Source organism: Enterobacter sp. Taxon_2, from assembly GCF_058355295.1.
In genome coordinates this window covers 2,319,150-2,337,282 of sequence record NZ_CM178024.1, presented here as the reverse complement: position 1 = coordinate 2,337,282, position 18,133 = coordinate 2,319,150, and the positions used below count along the sequence as shown (strand labels likewise).

At 63.0% G+C, this 18,133-nt stretch carries 1 protein-coding gene; it reads right to left on the bottom strand.

Going from position 1 to position 18,133, the window contains the following annotated elements:
• Positions 1 to 63: 63 nt before the first annotated feature.
• On the bottom strand, positions 64 to 18,069 hold the full coding sequence (locus tag AC4IC4_RS11025; protein ID WP_491472758.1) for an Ig-like domain-containing protein: 18,006 nt from the start codon (positions 18,067 to 18,069) through the stop codon (positions 64 to 66).
• Between the last annotated feature and the right edge of the window lie 64 nt (positions 18,070 to 18,133).

The following is an 18,133-nucleotide window of genomic DNA, read 5'->3' as shown; positions in this document are numbered from 1 at the left end:
TTAACGCAATTCGTGAAAAAGAAACGCCAAAAGGCCGCGAGGAGCTCTCCCCGCGGCGCTGGTTTACGCAATTAACAGCTGATGGTTCGCCAGCAGCGTCGCCAGATCCGTCTGCACGCCGTTCAGGGTCACCAGAGTGGTTGGCGAGAACTGGCCGCCTGTACCGTCCAGGTCAACCTGGATCTCGGTATTGCTGCCGTTCTGCACCACGCGGATGTAATCGCTGATATTGCCCGCGCTGCTGTCCAGCGTGGCCACGCCGTTCACGTAGCTCGCCGAGCCCGTGCCGGTATAGCCGCTGCCGGAGAGCAGATCGCGCAGGTCAATACGATCCGTGTCCGCGGTCCCTTCCCAGGTGCCGACCGTAAAGCCGTTCACCACGTCGTGACCGTTACCGCCCGTGGCATCCGAGGCGTTGATCAGCTTGTAGAGCAACGTATCGTGACCGCCGCTGCCGATGTTGAAGGTGTCGTTCCCGCCCCGACCTTCGAACTGGTTATCACCGCTGTTGCCGGTAATGACGTCGTCGAAGTTCGAGCCGTTGATCCCCTCAATGTTCAGCAGTCGTGACGTACCGAATCCGGTGTTCTGCGCGGTAGAAAGGCGCAAATCAACGGTTACGCCGGAGGTCGCATTGCGGTAATCCACCACGTCCATCCCACCGGTGTTGCTCCAGGTGTCATGGTCGGAATGGGTAGTCCAGCCGCCGGAACCGTTGTAGGTATAGGTGCCATCCTCTGCGATAAAGGTGTCGTTATACCCGGTTCCGGTAATGGTTCCGCTGTGGCCGCCGGTGGCCGCTTCGGCCGTCAGGACGTAGCCCTCTTTGCCGTTGCCCGCCTCCAGGCCGCTCCAGGTGACGTTATCCGACACGCCGTTGGTGATCTTCAGGATCTCGGCCGAGTAGGTTTCATTCGGATCCAGCCCGTAGAAGCTCACCAGCGCAGAGGTATCGTTCGAACCGATACCGGACTGGGCGTTGATGATCTGCGAGGCCACCAGTACGCCCGCGGCGTTGTACAGATTGACCGTATTGCCGTAGTAGGCGTTGATGCCCTCGCTGTCGACAATGTGCAGGTGCATCGCGGTGCCGTCAGCAATGGTTTTGCTGTTTTGTACCAGCACCACCTTGCCGTTCTGCTGAGAGACCAGCAGATCCTGCGCACCGTCCCAGTTGTAGTCCACTGCCGCCACGCCGGTGACGTTCGCCAGTCCGGAAGCCAGCTGGCTTGCAGTCCAGGTCGAGCCGTAACCGTTGTTGGTGAACAGCGTCGCCGTCTGCGAGCCGCCGTAGGTGCTGAGCTTGACGATGTCCATCTGCCCGTCACCGTTCCAGTCCACCGCCACCGACAGATACCCCGCCGTGGCGTTAGAGGCCTCGACCGCGCTCTTGGTGGTTGAGAGCTTCCCGGTACCGTCGTTGTAGTAGATCACCCCGCCGTTGTTGTTGTAGCTGCTGCCCAGGTACAGATCCATGTAGCCATCGCCGTTGAAGTCCGCCCACGTCATGGACGCCGCCGTGGTGGTATTCGAGGCGTTGGCCACAAACACGTTCGTCAGGTTCTGACCGATAGAGAGCGTGCCGTTACCGTTGTTGTTGATCACGGTTAACGAGTACGCGCCGCTGCGGTTGGTGTGCTGAACCACATCCACGGTGCCGTCATTGTTAATATCGACGCCGGAGATTTCACGCATGGTGGTGAACTGTCCCCAGAACCCCGCGCCGCCGTAAGTACCGTCAGGCGAGAGTACCCCGTTGTTGTTGATCAGATAGGTAATGGAGTCCGCGCCGGAGTCACCGTACGCCAGATCCAGATAGCCATCCCCGGTTTTGTCGTACGCAATCACGCCGCCGTACCAGATGGTGGTCCCCATCGCCAGCTGGCTGGCGTTATAGGTGCTGCCATCGTAGGTCCACATCACCTGCGTGGATCCTGAGTAGGTGGTCTCCGTGGCGAAAATGTCCTGCGTGCCGTTACGGTCAAAGTCGGCGGCGGTCTGGCTCACCACGTAATAGCCGCGGGTGTTGGTCAGGGTATTCCCGGCATAGGTCGAGCTATCGCTGCTGGAATAAGACTGGCCGTTAGCAATGATGTTCCACAGACCGCTGCTGTTCATGCCGAGGGTCATGGTGGAGTTGTTGCTGTTCCCCGCCGTGGTCGCCCAGTCGGTATTCACCGAAGTGGTGTCAATCACCAGGCTGCCGGTTGCCGTACCGGTGGTATTGCCGTTACCCGCGCTGCTCTTCACCTGCGCCGTCACGCTGTAGCTCGCCACGCTCAGCGCATCGCCGTCCGGGATCTGCAGATACCAGGTGTTGTGATCCGGATCGACCACCACCGCGCCGCCGGTCTGCGAGGTGTAGGTTTTGCCGTTCACCGTTACCACCAGGTATTCACCGTTCACCAGGTCAGCGGAGACGGTACCGGTGACGATCGGCGTGGTGTCCGACGTGGTCTGCGCGGTAATCGCCGCCGTGGTGGTCGGGATGCTGGTATCAACGTTCAGCACAAAGCCGTCAGACTCGGTGTAGTTACCGGCCCTGTCGGTGACGCGCACAATGTAGGTGTGGTTGCCGTCGCTCAGGCCGTTGTCCTGGAAGGACCAGCTTGCGCTGCCGTTCATGGTCACCTGACCGAGCAGGACCCCGTCACGATAGAGCTGCACAATTTCACCGTCGTCCGGGGCGCGGTTAAGCGTTCCGTTGATCAGCGGCGAGTTATCGTCCGTTGCCACCGCGCTGCCAAAGGTGCCCTGACGCTCGCCTTCACCGTCGGTATAGCTCACGACCGTGCCTACGGTGGTTGGCGGCGTGGTGTCCACCGTCACCACCTGAGAGGCGGTGGAGCCGACGTTGCCCGCCTGGTCGATAATCCGCACCTGGTAGGTGTAGTCTCCGTCAGGCAGATCGCGGGTATCGGTGTAGCTCCAGCGCTGGTTGGTGACCGCGGTATCAAGCCAGGTATTGCCGCCGTCCAGGCTTATCTGTACGCGCTCGTCGCTTGCCAGCGCGCTGCCCAGCGAACCGTTGATGGTCAGCGTGGTGTCCATGGTGATGAAATCACTCCCGGACTGGCCGGTATCTTCGCTGATGCTGTCGATGGTGACGCCGTACTGCGGCGCGTGGGTATCCACCGTCACCGCCTGCGCGGTGGTGGCCCCAACGTTCCCCGCCTGGTCAACGACCCGCACCTCGTAGTTATGGCTGCCGTCGGTCAGGGTACGCGTGTCGCTGTAGCTCCACTGCGTCCCGCTGACGGTGGCGTACACCCAGGTGCTGCCGCCGTCCATGCTCACCTGCACGTACTCACCCGCCCCTAACGCTGCGCCGAGCGTTCCGTGCAGCGTGTACGAGGTCGAACTGGTCAGGAAGTCGTTATTGTCGAATCCGGTATCCACGGTGATGTTATCCACGGTCACCGTAATCGCCGCATCCGGGGCGACCGTATCGACGGTCACCTGCTGATGGGCGCTGGCACCCACGTTGCCCGCCGCATCCACCACGCGAACGTAGTAGTCATAGGTCTGGTTACCCAGCGTGCGGCCATCGACGTAGTACCAGCTGTTGCCGGTGACGATGACGTTCTGCCAGGTCACGCCGCCGTCGATGCTGATCTGGGCGTATTCGCCGTCGGCCAGCGTCGCGCCGAGCGAGCCGTGCAGCGTCAGGGACGTATCGTTGGTGATAAAGTCGCTGCTGCTCAGGCCGGTATCGTCACTGATGCTGTCGATGGCGATGGTTTTGCTCGCGTCCGGCGCAACCGTATCAATGGTCACCACCTGGCTGGCGGTGGCGCTGATATTGCCCGCGTCGTCAATCACGCGCAGCTGGTAGTTGTAATCCCCGTCGGCCAGCGTGCGGCCATCAACATACGTCCAGCTCAGGCCGCTGACGCTGACGTCGGTCCAGGTGACGCCCCCGTCAAGGCTGATCTGCGCGTGGTCGCCGCTGCCCAGCGCCGCGCCGAGCGTCCCTTTCAGGCTGATCTGGTTGTCGCTGGTGATAAAGTCGCTGCCGGACAGGCCGGTATCCTGCGTAATGGAATCCACGGTAATGGTGGTTGCCGCAGGCTTCGTCAGGTCAATCACCACGTCCTGGCTGTCCGTGGCCCCCACGTTGCCCGCGTTATCAATCACGCGGACCTGGTACTGATACGTACCGTCCGTCAGGGTGCGGCCATCGGCGTAGCGCCAGGTGGTGCCGGTCACGGTCAGGTCGATCCAGGTGACGCCGCCGTCGAGGCTGATCTGCGCCTTCTCGTTATTGCCGAGCTGCGCGGTCAGCGAGCCGTTGACGACGACCTGGCTGTCGTTGGTGATGAAATCCGTTGCGCTCAGGCCGGTGTCGTTTTGCAGCGAATCAATAGCGATCCCCATCGACGGCGCGGTGAGATCCACCGTGACGGTATGGTTATCGCTGGCGCTGTTGCCGATGGTATTGCTGACCTGCGCGTTAATCACGTACGAGCCGCCGTCTGCCAGCGCGGTCACGTCAGCGCTTCCCACCGTGTAGCTCCAGGTACCGTCATTCTGCACGGTCGCCGTATAGGTTTTACCGTTCAGCGTGATGGTCACCGTCTGGCCTACAGGCGCGTCGGTGGTGCCGCTGATGACCAGCGGCGTGCCGTGCTCGGCGGCGTTGACGATATCGTCCTGCGCAAAGGTATTAATGGTGATGGTTGGGACATCGCCGTTCAGCGTCACGTCGTGCGTTGCGCTGCCCGGGTTGCCCGCCCTGTCGCTTACCGAAGCGGTGATGGTGTACTCCCCGTCGCTCAGGCCGAGGAAATCACGGCCCGGCACGAAGACCGACCACGATCCGTCCGCCCCGACGGTCGCCTGATAGCTGTGCCCGTTGAAGGAGACGGTCACCGTCTGGCCCTGTTCCGCCGTGGTCGTGCCACGGATGGTCTGGCCCGCCAGCTGCTCGGCGTTGTTGACGATATCGTCATCGGCCACGGTGCTGATGGTTACGGCTGGCGCGACGGTGTCTACCGTTAAGGTGTGCGTGGTCTGGCCGTTATTACCCGCTTTATCGTTGACCGAGGCGGTGACCGTCAGCGCGCCCTGGCTCAGCGCAGCCAGATCGGCTGCCGGCACGTCGAGCGTCCAGGTGCCGTCGCTGCCGACAAGCGCAGTGTAGGTTTTGCCGCCCAGCGTCACGGTAACGGTCTGACCCGCCTCCGCGCTGGAAGATCCGTGCACGGTCAGCGGCAGCTGGGCTTCCGCCGCGTTCAGCATGTCGTCAGCCGACAGCGTCGCAATGCTCACCACCGGCGCAGTGGTATCCACGCTGATGCCGTGCGTCGCCGACGCGCTGTTGCCCGCGCTGTCCTGCGCCGACACGGACACCTGATAGCGCGCGCCATCCGCCAGGGCGCCCACGTCGGCGGCCGGAACGGTGGTCGTCCAGCTGCCGTCGCTCTGGATGGTGGCCGTATAGCTCTTGCCGTTCAGCGTCACGGTAACCTGCGTCCCGCTGGCGAGCTGGGCGCTGGAGCCGTTAATCACCAGGGACGAACCGGCTTCAGCCGCGTTGATGACGTCGTCACCGCTAACGGTGTGCACCGTCAGCGCCACGGAGGCGGTGTTGACCACCACGTCATGGGTCTGGGTGCTGCTGTTGCCCGCGCTGTCGGTAATGGTCGCGCTGAGGGTCACGGTGCCGTCGTTCAGCGCGGAAATCACGCTGGCCGGGACGCCCACGCTCCAGTTGCCGCTGGCGTCAACGGTAGTGGTGTACTGGTTCGAACCGATGGTGATAACCACTTTATCGCCGACGCTCGCGCCGGTTGCCGTGCCGCTGACAATCTGCGCCTGCCCGTGCTCCACGCTGTTAATGACGTTATCGCCCGCGACAGCGTTAAAGCTGACGGTCGGCGGCGTGGTATCAAGCGTAATCGCTTTGCCCGCGCTGCCCGGGTTACCCGCGGCGTCGCTCACGCTGACCTGCACGGTGTAGCCGTTATCCGCCAGAGCGGTCAGATCGCTGCCCGGCACGTTCACGCTCCAGATACCGCCCTGCTGCACCTGGGCGGTATAGCTCTTACCGCCCAGCGTCACGGTGACCGTCTGCCCGACTTCCGCCGTGGTGGTGCCGGAAATGGCCACGCCCGCAGACGCTTCGCTGGCGTTAATCACGTTATCGCCAGCGACCGTATCAATGCTCACGGTTGGCGCAGTCGCGTCCACACTGTACTCGCGGCCCGCCGAGGCGCTGTTGCCGTGCGCGTTGGTGACGCTCACCTGCACGCTGGCGTCACCGTCCTTCAGGCCCGCGAGATCCGCAGACGGCACGGTGGCCGTCCAGTTGCCGTCAGCATCCACCTTCGCGGTGTACGTCTTGCCGCCGAAGGTAATGGTAACGGTCTGGTTTTCCTCCACGTTCGAGGTGCTGCCGGAGAGCACCAGTTCCGTACCTTTCTCCGCCGCGTTAATCACGTCGTCGGTGGCAATCGCATCGATGCTGATAGCCACCGCCGCCAGATCGACGGTCACGTCATGGCTGATGGTCACCGGGTTACCCGCCGCGCTCTGGCCTGCAACGGTCACGGTGACCGTACCTGCTGCGAAGGCCGCGACGTCTGCCGCCGGGATCGCCGCGCTCCAGGAACCGTCTGCCAGCACGGAGGCCGCATAAGTTTTGCCATTGACGGTCACGGTGAGCGTTGTGCCTGCCGCCAGCCCGTCGCTGGTGCCGGAGACGATCAGGTTTTGAGTATGTTCGATGCTGTTGATCACATCGTCGCCCGCCACGGTATCAACACGCAGGCCCGGCAGGTTAGCGTCGATCGCGATCTCGCGCTCGCCGGTCCCGGTATTACCATGGCCGTTGGTGACGGTTGCTGACACGGTCAAATCGCCATTGCCCAGCGCCGTCAGGACGGACTCCGGCACGTTCACGGACCAGGTCAGATCGCTCTGCACCGTCGCGGTGTATGTGTTGCCGCCAATGGTCACGGTGACGGTATTGCCCGCTTCCGCGTTCGTTACCTTGCCGCTGAGGGTCTGGCCCGCGGCCACTTCCGCCGCGTTAATGACGTTATCGCCCGCCACGGTGTTGATGGTGACGCCCGGCAGCGCGGTGTCCACCAGCAGGTTCGCGGTGTTGCTCACGCTGTTGCCCACGCCATTGGTCGCGGTCGCGCTCAGGGTGTAGTTGGCTTCGCCCAGGCTCGCCAGATCCGCCGCCGGGACCGTCAGGCTCCAGCTTCCGTCTGCCGCGGTCGTCGCCGTGTAGTTTTTGCCGTTCAGGGTCACGGTCACCACGGTGCCTTCCGCCAGGTTGGCGCTGGTGCCGCTGACGCTCAGATCCTGACCTTTTTCCACCGCGTTCAGCACGTTGTCACCGCTGATGGCGTTGAAGGCCACGGACGGCAGGCCGGTGTCAACGGTCACGTTATGGCTTCCGGTACCGGTATTGCCCGCCGCGTCGGTGACCGACGCCGTGACGGTTACGGTGCCGTCACTGAGGCCGGAAATCACGCTGGCCGGGACGCCGACGCTCCAGTTACCCGCCGCGTCCAGCACGGTGGTGTACGTCTGGCCGCCGATGGTGACGGTGACCTTATCGCCCGCGGCCACACCGGTGGCGGTGCCGCTGACGATGTGCGCCTGGCTGTGTTCTGCGAGGTTAATGACATCATCGCCCGCCACGGTATTGATGGTCACCGCAGGAACGGTCACGTCCACCGTCAGAGTGTGATCGGCCGACGCCGGGTTGCCCGCTTTGTCGCTGACGCTCGCCGTCACGATGACGCTGCCGTCGCCGAGCGCCGCCAGATCCGCCGCCGGAACGCTCAGTGTCCAGCTGCCGTCCGCGCCTGCGGTTGTGGTGTAGTCTTTGCCGTTCAGCGTCACGGTCACCGTCTGGCCCGCTTCGGCGGTGGTGGTGCCGGACACGGTCAGATCGGACTGCGCTTCTGCGGCATTCAGAATATCGTCAGCTGCAAGGGTATGAATGGTCACGGACGGCGCGGTCGTATCCACGCTGTACTCACGCCCCGCTGAGGCGCTGTTGCCGTTCACGTTGGTGACGCTCACCTGCACGCTGGCGTCGCCATCCTTGAGGTGGGCCAGATCCGCAGACGGTACGGTCCAGGTCCAGTTGCCGCTGTCGTCCACCGTGGTGGTGTAGATTTTGCCGTTCAGGCTGATGGTCACGGTTTGCCCGGCCTCCACGTGGGTGGTCGCACCGGACAGCACCAGATCCGCGCCCTTCTCCGCCGCGTTAATCACGTCGTCGGTCGCAATAGCATCGATGCTGATGGCAACGGTCGCCAGATCCAACGTCACATCGTGGCTGATGGTAATCGGGTTACCCGCTGAACTGTCGCCGGTAACGCTGATTTTGACGGTGCCTTCCGGCCACGCGCTCACGTCCGCTGCCGGAACAGCCGCGCTCCAGGTGCCGTCCGCCAGCACCGTGGCCGCATAGTCTTTACCGTTGACGGTGACGGTCAGCGCCGTGCCCGACGCCAGCCCGTCGCTGGAGCCGGTGACGATCAGGTTCTGCGCATGCTCAATGCTGTTGATGACGTTGTCGCCCGCCACGGTGTCCACGCGCAGGCCCGGCAGGTTAGCGTCGATAGCGATTTCGCGCTCGCCGGTGCCGGTGTTGCCGTGGCCGTTGGTGACGGTCGCCGTTACGCTCAGGCTGCCGTTGCCCAGCGCGGTCAGCACGTCAGACGGCACGTTCACGGACCAGGTCAGATCGTTCTGCACCGTCGCGGTATAGCTGTTGCCGCCAATGGTCACGGTCACGGTGTTGCCCGCTTCGGCATTCGCCACGGTGCCGCTCAGCGTCTGGCCTGCGGCCACTTCCGCCGCGTTAATGACGTTATCGCCCGCCACGGTGTTGATGTTGACCGTTGGCAGCGCGGTGTCCACCAGCAGGTTCGCGGTGTTGCTCACGCTGTTGCCCACGCCGTTGGTGGCGGTTGCGTTCAGGGTGTAGTTGGCCTGACCGAGACCGGCCAGATCCGCCGCCGGAACCGTCAGGCTCCAGGTGCCGTCTGCGGCGGTCGTCGCCGTGTAGTTTTTGCCGTTCAGGGTCACGGTCACCACGGTGCCTTCCGCCAGGTTGGCGCTGGTGCCGCTGACGCTCAGATCCTGACCTTTCTCCACCGCGTTCAGCACGTTGTCGCCGCTGATGGCGTTGAAGGCCACGGACGGCAGGCCGGTATCGACGGTCACGTCATGCGTGCCGGTGCCGGTATTGCCCGCCGCGTCGGTGACCGACGCCGTGACGGTCACGGTGCCGTCGCTGAGGCCGGAAATCACGCTGGCCGGGACGCCGACGCTCCAGTTGCCCGCCGCGTCCAGCACGGTGGTGTACGTCTGGCCGCCGATGGTGACGGTCACCTTATCTCCCGCTGCCGCGCCGGTGGCGGTGCCGCTGATGATGTGCGCCTGGCCGTGCTCAGCGATGTTAATCACGTCGTCGCCCGCCACGGTATTGATGGTCACCGCAGGCACGGTGATATCTACCGCCAGGTTGTGATCCACCGATGCCGGGTTGCCCGCCTTGTCGCTGACGCTTGCGGTGACGGTCACGCTGCCGTCCGTCAGGGCCGCAACATCGGCCGCCGGAACGTTCAGCGTCCAGCTGCCATCCGCGCTGACGGTTGTGGTGTAGTCTTTGCCGTTCAGCGATACGGTGACCGTCTGGCCCGCTTCGGCGGTACTGGTACCGGACACGGTCAGATCGCTCTTCGCTTCGGTGGCATTGAGAATGTCGTCCGTCGCCAGGGTGTTAATGGTCACGGACGGTGCGGTCGCGTCCACGCTGTACTCGCGGCCCGCCGAGGCGCTGTTGCCGTTCACGTTGGTGACGCTCACCTGCACGCTGGCGTCGCCGTCTTTCAGACCCGCCAGGTCGGCGGCTGGCACCGTGGTCGTCCATTTGCCGTCGGCGCCTACGGTCGCGGTGTAGCTCTTGCCGCCGAAGGTGATGGTAACGGTCTGGTTTTCCTCAACGTTTGAGGTCGCCCCGGAGAGCACCAGATCCGCGCCCTTCTCGGCGGCGTTAATCACGTCGTCTGCGGCAATCGCATCGATGCTGATGGCAACGGTCGCCAGGTCCACCGTCACATCATGGCTGATGGAGACCGGATTACCGGCGCTGCTCTGGCCTGCCACGGTCACGGTGACCGTGCCTGCATTCAGCGCACCCACGTCCGCAGCCGGGATCGCCGCGCGCCAGGTGCCGTCCGCCAGCACGGTCGCCGGATAGGTTTTGCCGTTGACGGTCACGGTCAGCGCCGCGCCCGCCGCCAGCCCGTCGCTGGTGCCGGTGATAATCAGGTTCTGCCCGTGTTCGATGCTGTTGATCACGTCGTCACCCGCCACGGTATCCACGCGCAGGCCCGGCAGGTTAGCGTCAATAGTGATATCGCGCTCAGCGGATCCGCTGTTGCCCACGCCGTTGGTCACGCTGGCCGACACCGTTAAATCGCCGTTACCCAGCGCGGTCAGCACGTCCGACGGCACGTTAACGGACCAGGTAAGATCGCTCTGCACCGTTGCGGTGTAGATATTACCGCCAATCGTCACGGTCACGGTATTGCCCGCTTCGGCATTCACCACCTTACCGCTGATGGTCTGGCCGGCTGCCAGCTCCGCCGCGTTAATGACGTCGTCGCCCGCAATGGTGTTGACGATCACGCCAGGCAGAACGGACTCCACGTTTACGGTGTGCGACGCGCTGGTGCTGTTACCGACGCTGTCCGTCGCCGAGGCGGTGACGGTATAAAGCGCCTCGCCCAACTGACCGACTTCGTTCGCCGGAACGGTGGTGGTCCATTTTCCGTTATCGTCCACCTGCGCGCTGTACGCTTTGCCGTTGAGCATTACGGTTACCACCGCGCCTGCCGCCAGGCCGGAGGCCGTACCGGTGATCGTCAGATCCTGGGTTTTCTCGGCATTGTTGATCACATCGTCACCGGAGACGGTGTCAATGGTCAGCCCCGGCGCGGTCAGGTTCACCTCCACGCCGTGCGTGGCGCTGTTGCTGTTGCCTGCTTTATCGGTCAGCGCTGCGGTAATAGCGTGATCCCCGGCGGCGAGCGCGGTGACGTCCGCCGCAGGCACGCCGACGCTCCAGTTTCCGGAGGCGTCCAGGGTGGCGGTGTAGGATTTGCCGTTGAGGGTAACGGTGACCACATCGCCCGCCGCCGCGCCGGTCACGGAACCGGTGACAATCAGGGCCTGCGCATGCTCGGCGCTGTTGATCACGTCGTCGTCGGAGACGGTGTGAATGGTCAGCTGTGGAACGGTGGTATCAACAAGCACGTCGCGATCCGCTGAGGCCGGGTTGCCCGCTTTATCCGATACGGCGGCGCTGATGGTGTAGTTGCCGTCGGTAATTGCGCCCATGTCAGCAGACGGCACGGTCACGCTCCAGCTGCCGTTCGCCTGTACGGTGGTGGCGTAGTCCACGCCGTTAAGGGTCACGGTGACGGTCTGTCCCGCTTCGGCGTTGGTCACGCCGTTAATCACCAGATCCTGCTGCGCTTCGGCCGCATTGATGATGTTGTTGTCGCTGACAATTTCAATAGACACCGTCGGCGCGGTGGCGTCCACGCTGTACTCGCGGCCCGCCGTGGCGCTGTTGCCGTTCACGTTGGTGACGCTCACCTGCACGCTGGCATCGCCGTCCTTCAGACTGCCCAAATCGGCAGACGGTACGGTCGCCGTCCAGTTGCCGCTGGCATCCACCGTCGCGGTGTACGACTTGCCGCCGAAGGTGATGGTAACGGTCTGGTTTTCTTCCACGTTGGTGGTCGAGCCGGACAGCACCAGGTCCGCGCCTTTCTCCGCCGCGTTAATCACGTCGTCGGTGGCAATCGGGTCAATGCTGATGGCAACCGTAGCGAGATCCACCTTCACGTCATGGCTGATGGAAACCGGGTTGCCCGCCGCGCTCTGGCCTTCCACGGTCACGGCGATCGTGCCCGCATTCAGCGCGCTGACGTCTGCCGCCGGAATGGCCGCCGTCCAGGTGCCGTCCACCAGTACGGTTGCCGCGTAGGTTTTGCCGTTGACGGTCACCGTCAGCGCCGCGCCCGTTGCCAGACCTTCGCTGGAGCCGGTGATAATCAGGTTCTGAGCGTGTTCAATGCTGTTGATCACGTCATCGCCCGCCACGGTATCGACGCGCAGGCCCGGCAGGTTGGCATCTATAACGATTTCGCGCTCGCCCGTTCCGGTGTTGCCGTGGCCGTTGGTGACGCTGGCTGACACCGTCAGATCGCCGTTACCGATGGCGGTTAAGACCGTGGACGGCACGTTGACCGACCAGCTCAGGTCGTCCTGAACCGTCGCGGTCCAGGTATTGCCACCGACTGAAACAGTGACAGTGTCACCGCTCGTCGCGCCGCTCACTTTGCCGCTCAGGGTCTGCCCGCTAGCCACTTCCGCCGCGTTAATGACATCGTCCGTGGCGACAGGGTTGATGGTGACCTGCGGCAGCGCGCTGTCTACCAGCACGCTGTGCCCGGTGCTCGCGCTGTTCCCCGCGCTGTCGGTCACGCTCGCCGTCACGGCGTAGCTCGCTTCGCCCAGCGCCGAGACGTTTGCCGCCGGAACGGTCACGCTCCAGTTCCCGCTCGCGTCGGCGGTGGCCGTATAGCTGATGCCGTTCAGGGTCACCGTAATGGTCGTGCCATCCGGCTGGTTACTGGTGCCGGACACCTGCAGATCCTGGCCTTTCTCAGTCGCGTTGATCACGTCGTCAACCGCCAGGGTATTAATGGCAATGACCGGCGCGGTCAGGGAGACGTCAAATTCGTGCGTCGCGGTGGTGCTGTTACCGGCTTTGTCGGTGAGGGTCGCAGAGATCGTCTGCTCGCCGTTTGCCAGCGCGCCCACGTCCGCCGCAGGAACGCCCACGCTCCAGTTGCCGGACGCGTCCAGCATAGCGGTGTAGTCTTTGCCGTTCAGGGTCACGGTGATCACGTCGCCCGCCTGCGCGCCCGTCACCTTACCGGAGACGATCAGCGCCTGGCCGTGCTCGGCAATATTCACGATGTCGTCGCCCGCAACGATGTTGAAGGTGATCTGCGGCACGGTGGTGTCGACCAGCACCGAGGAACCTGCGCTGGCCGGGTTACCTGCTTTGTCGGACACGGTCGCCGTGACCGCCGCGCTGCCGTCGGTGATGCCCGCCAGATCCGCCGCCGGAACGTCGAGCGTCCAGCTGCCGTCCGCCTGCACCTGCGCGGTGTACTGATTGCCGTTGAAGGTCACGGTGACCGTCTGGCCCGCTTCGGCAGTAGACGTCCCGCTCAGGGTCAGATCCTGCGCCGCCTCTGCCGCGTTCAGCATATTGTCATTGCTGATGGTGGTGATGGTCACCGTCGGCGCGGTGGTATCGACGCTGAATGCCTGCGCCGAAGACGCCGCGTTGCCGTTCACGTTGGTGACGCTGACCTGCACGCTGGCGTCACCGTCCTTCAGGGCACTCAGATCGGCAGCCGGAACGGTCCAGGTCCAGTCGCCGTTGCCATCCACCGTCGTGGTATAGGTTTTATCCGCAAAGGTGATGGTGACGGTCTGACCCGCTTCCACGTTGGACGTGGTGCCGGACAGCACGAGGTCCTCGCCTTTTTCCGCCTCGTTAAGCACGTTGTCGTCGGTCACGCTGCTGATGGTGATGGCGACCGGCGCGAGATCGACGTCCACGACGGTGCCGATGGTCACCGGGTTACCGGAGGCATCCTTCGCGCTTGCCTTGATATCCAGCGAGCCATCCGCCCACTGGGACACGTCCGCCGCCGGTACCGCTGCCTGCCAGGTGCCGTCGGCCAGCACCGTTGCGGAATACGCTTTGCCGTTAATGGTCACGGTGACGGCGCTGCCCGCCGCCAGATCGGTGCTGGTGCCGGAGACAATCAGATTCTGGGCGTGTTCGATGACGTTAATCACGTCGTCACCTGCGACCGTATCAATACGCAGTCCCGGAAGCTGGGCGTCGATGCTGAAGTCGAGAGAAGAAGAACCGGTATTACCGTGCGCGTTGGTCACGCTGGCCGATACGGTGAGATCGCCATTGCCGAGCGCGGTTAACTGGCTTTCGCTTAACGGCAGGCTCCAGGTGAGATCGTCCTGCACGGTAGCCGTGTAAGTCTGACCGCCGAGGATAATCGTGACAGTGTCACCTGGCGCCGCGTTCGTCACGTTACCGGACAGGGTTTGCCCTGCCGCCACTTCCGCCGCGTTAACGATATTGTCGCCCGCCAGCGTGTTGATCGTCACCACCGGCAGCCTGCTGTCCACCAGCACATCGTGTGAGGTTGAGGCGCTGTTGCCCACGATATCCGTGACGCTCGCCGTCACGGTGTAATGAGCTTCTCCCAGGGCGCTTACGGCCGAGGCCGGTACGGTCACGCTCCAGTTGCCGCTGGCGTCGGTGGTGGCGGTGTAGTTGATGCCGTTCAGGTTAACGGTGACGCGCGTGCCTTCCGGCTGGTTGCTGGTGCCGGAGAGCAGCAGATCTTCGCCCTTCTCGGTCGCATTGATTACGTCGTCCGCCGCCAGCGTGCTGATACCAATAACAGGCGTCACGGTATTCACCACCACATCCAGTGAACTGCTTCCGGTGTTGCCGGATCGGTCGGTCACGGAGACGTCGATGGTCCAGGTGCCGTCCGCCAGACCCTGCACGACGGGCGCCGGCAGGCCGAGGCTCCAGTTGCCCGCCGCATCCACCACGGTGGTGTAATCGACGCTGTTAATGGTGATAGTCACCAGGTCACCCGCTGCCGCACCGGTGACGGAGCCGCTCAGGATCTGCGCCTGTGAATGGGCGAGCTGGTTAATGGTATTGGTGCCGGTGACAAAGTCATTAATGGTCACCTGCGGTACAGTCGCATCCACCAGACCCACGCGATCGGCGCTGCTGGTGTTGCCCGCCACGTCGCTCACGGTTGCCGTCACGGTAACGATGCCGTCCGTCAGGGCACCGACGTCAGCCGCCGGGACGCTCAGCTGCCAGGTACCGTCCGTCTGGACCGTGGTCTGATACGTTTTGCCGTTCAGCGTCACGGTGACCGTCTGGCCGGGTTCCGCACTGCTGCTGCCGCTTAACAGTAAATCCTGCTGCGCTTCTGCCGCATTAATGATGTTGTCGGCGGTCAGGTTATCGAGCGTAATCGCCGGTGGCTGCGTATCCACCGTGACAACGCGCGCCGCGTCCGCGCTGTTGCCGCTGACGTTAGTGACGCTGACGCTCACCTGCGCGCGCCCGTCGGTCAGGGTTTCCATGGCGCTGGCGGGTACAGTCAGGCTCCAGGAGCCATCCTGCTGCACCTGCGCAGTAAAGGTCTGGTCAGCGAATTTCACCACAACGGTCTGCCCCGCTTCCACGCCCTGCGTCTGGCCGGAAAGGGTTAAATCACCGCCTTTTTCTGCCGCATTCAGCAGGTCGTCGCCGGAGACGGTATCAATGGTGACCGCCACGGCGTTCAGATCGAGTTCAATCGGGTGTTCAGCCGCAACGGGATTGCCCCAGGCATCTACCGCGCTGACGCTCACCGTCATGCCGCCCGCCGTCCAGGCCTGCAGGTCCGCCGCCGGAACGCCGATCTGCCAGTTGCCGCTGGCGTTAACCGCGGTAACGTACTCAACGTTGTTGATGGTGACGATAATCTGCGTGCCCGCGGCCAGATGGCTACTGGAGCCGGTGACGCTCAGATCCTGCTGCTGCTCAATGGCGTTGATCACGTCATCGCCGGAAATGGTGTTCACGCGCAGACCCGGCAGCTCCGCGTTGATATTGATATCACGCTCGCCGGTGCCGGTATTGCCGTGCCCGTTGGTCACCGACGCGGTGAAGGTTAAATCGCCGTCGCCGAACGCCTGAAGATCCGCTGATGGGATCTTCACGCTCCAGGTCAGATCGCTGCCAACCGTTGCGGTGTAGCTCTTGCCGCCTGCGGTGATGGAGACGGTATCGCCCGCCGCCGCGCCGGTAACGCGACCGCTGAGGGTTTGATCGACGCCCGCTTCGGCGTTATTGACCAGGTTGTCGCCCGCAAACGTATTGATGATGACCTGCGGAAGGACGGTATCCACCAGCAGATTTGCTTCGGCAGAACCGCTGTTACCCACGCTGTCGGTACCGCTGACGCTGACGGTGTAAAGGGTGTTTGCCAGATTCAGGACGTCGGAAACCGGCACCTGGACCGCCCAGATACCGTTTTCGACGGTGGCCTGATAGTTGACGTTGTTCAGCGTCACGGTGACGGTGGTGCCGTCCGGCAGGTTGCTGGTGCCGGTCAGGCTCAGCGGCTGCATCGCCTCCTGGGCATTCAGGACGTTATCCTGGCTGATGGCGTCAATCGTAAATTCTGGCGGATGTCCACTCAGCGTAATGTCGTGCGTGGCGCTGCCGGTGTTGCCTGCCGCGTCGGTCACGGAAACTGAAATCGTATGGTTGCCTTCGCCCAGCGCGCCCAGGACGGAAGCCGGAACGCCGACGCTCCAGCTGCCGTCCGCCAGCACCACGCCGGTGAAGGTCTGACCGCCAAGGGTTACGGTGACCACATCGCCCGCGGCGGCACCGCTCGCCTGGCCGGAAATAATGTGCGCCTGGCCCTGCTCGCTGATATTAAGGATATCGTCGCCCGCCACGGTATGGATGGTGATGACCGGCGCGACGGTATCCACCGTGAAATCTGCCGTCACGGACGAACCGTTGCCCGCTTTGTCGCTCACGTTAACCGTCAGGGTGTGATTACCCTCATTGAGCGCCTGCACGTCGCCCGCCTCCAGCGTGACGGACCAGGTGCCGTCGCTGCCCACCGTGGCGTTATAATTTTTACCGTTCAGGGTGACCGTGATGATCTGACCGGCTTCCGCATTCGTTTTACCGGTTAGCGTCAGCGGCTGATTATGCTCAGACGCATTAATGATGTTGTCCTGTGCGAGGGTATCGACAGAGAGGGTTGGCGCGGTGGTATCCACGCCAATCGTCTGGCTTCCGCTGACGGTGTTACCCGCCGCGTCTTTACCGCTCACGTTAACCGTCCAGGTACCGTCGCCCAGCGCCTGAGCGTCGGCCGCGGGTACGTTAACGCTCCACGCGCCGTCTGCCCCGACTTCAGCCGCGTAGGTTTTGCCGTTCAGCGTCACGGTAAGTTCGGTACCCTGCGCCAGATTCTTGCTGGCACCGGAGAGCGTAAAGCCCGCAGATTGCTCGCTGGCGTTCAGCACGTTATCGCCCGCCGTGGTGGCAAGCGTAATGGCGGCCTCGGCGGTCGAGACCGTCACGGTAATACTGCCCGCATCGGTGGTTTTACTGCCGTCGATCTGCACGACCGACCAGGTGTGCTCCCCGTCCGTCTGGGTCGGTAATATTACCGTCCACGTTCCGTCTTTACCGACCATGGTGCTGGCAATGGTGCTGCCGCTGCTGTCTTTGATCTGAATGGTCGCGCCCGGCTGACCGGTGCCGCTAAAGGTTGGGTTGCTGTCGTCCGTGATCTCGTTTGCACTCAGCACGCCCTGCTTGTCACCCGCTTTATCCGACAGCAAGAAGGTCGGCGTGGCGCTTTCAACTTCTTTGGTATTATCAATGACTTTTGTTTTAGTCTCGCCGTCACCGCCGTTTGCCAGCAGTGCCCCGATGGCACCGCCGCCTAACGCAGCTCCCGCAATCCAGCCCCACGGCGCGTCGCTTAAAACACTTTCCTGCTCGAGGAAAGGTTGAATGCTGCTAATCGGTGTGGCCTGCGCGGTTAACTCGGTCACCGCAACGCCTGACGCTTCCCCGGCATCGGCAAAAGAAATATGTGTCAGTTCCTGACGGTCGTTGAATACCAGTTCTGACTGGTTATGCGTCTCTGGATCTTCGACAAAATAGTTATTGCAGCGAATAACGCTGCCATCTTTCATATAAATGAGGAGGTCTTTCCCCTGGCGGACATAACGCGCCACATCCTGAGCAGAACCCTGGATTTCAATCACGCTCGGCGATGAAATAGAGACCGACAGATTTCCTTCGCCGGTTAATTTCGTTTTCTCCGCCGTTTTGCGAATGATGACATCAACAACCTTTACGTTACTCATTTCTTCTCCTTGCAGGTGTGCGGATCCCTGTGGATATGTCCACCAGACGGATGTAGCTATCCCT

Excerpts from the sequence above, each read along its gene's own strand:
- AC4IC4_RS11025 (WP_491472758.1), bottom strand. The coding sequence starts at position 18,069 with ATGAGTAACGTAAAGGTTGTTGATGTCATCATTCGCAAAACGGCGGAG.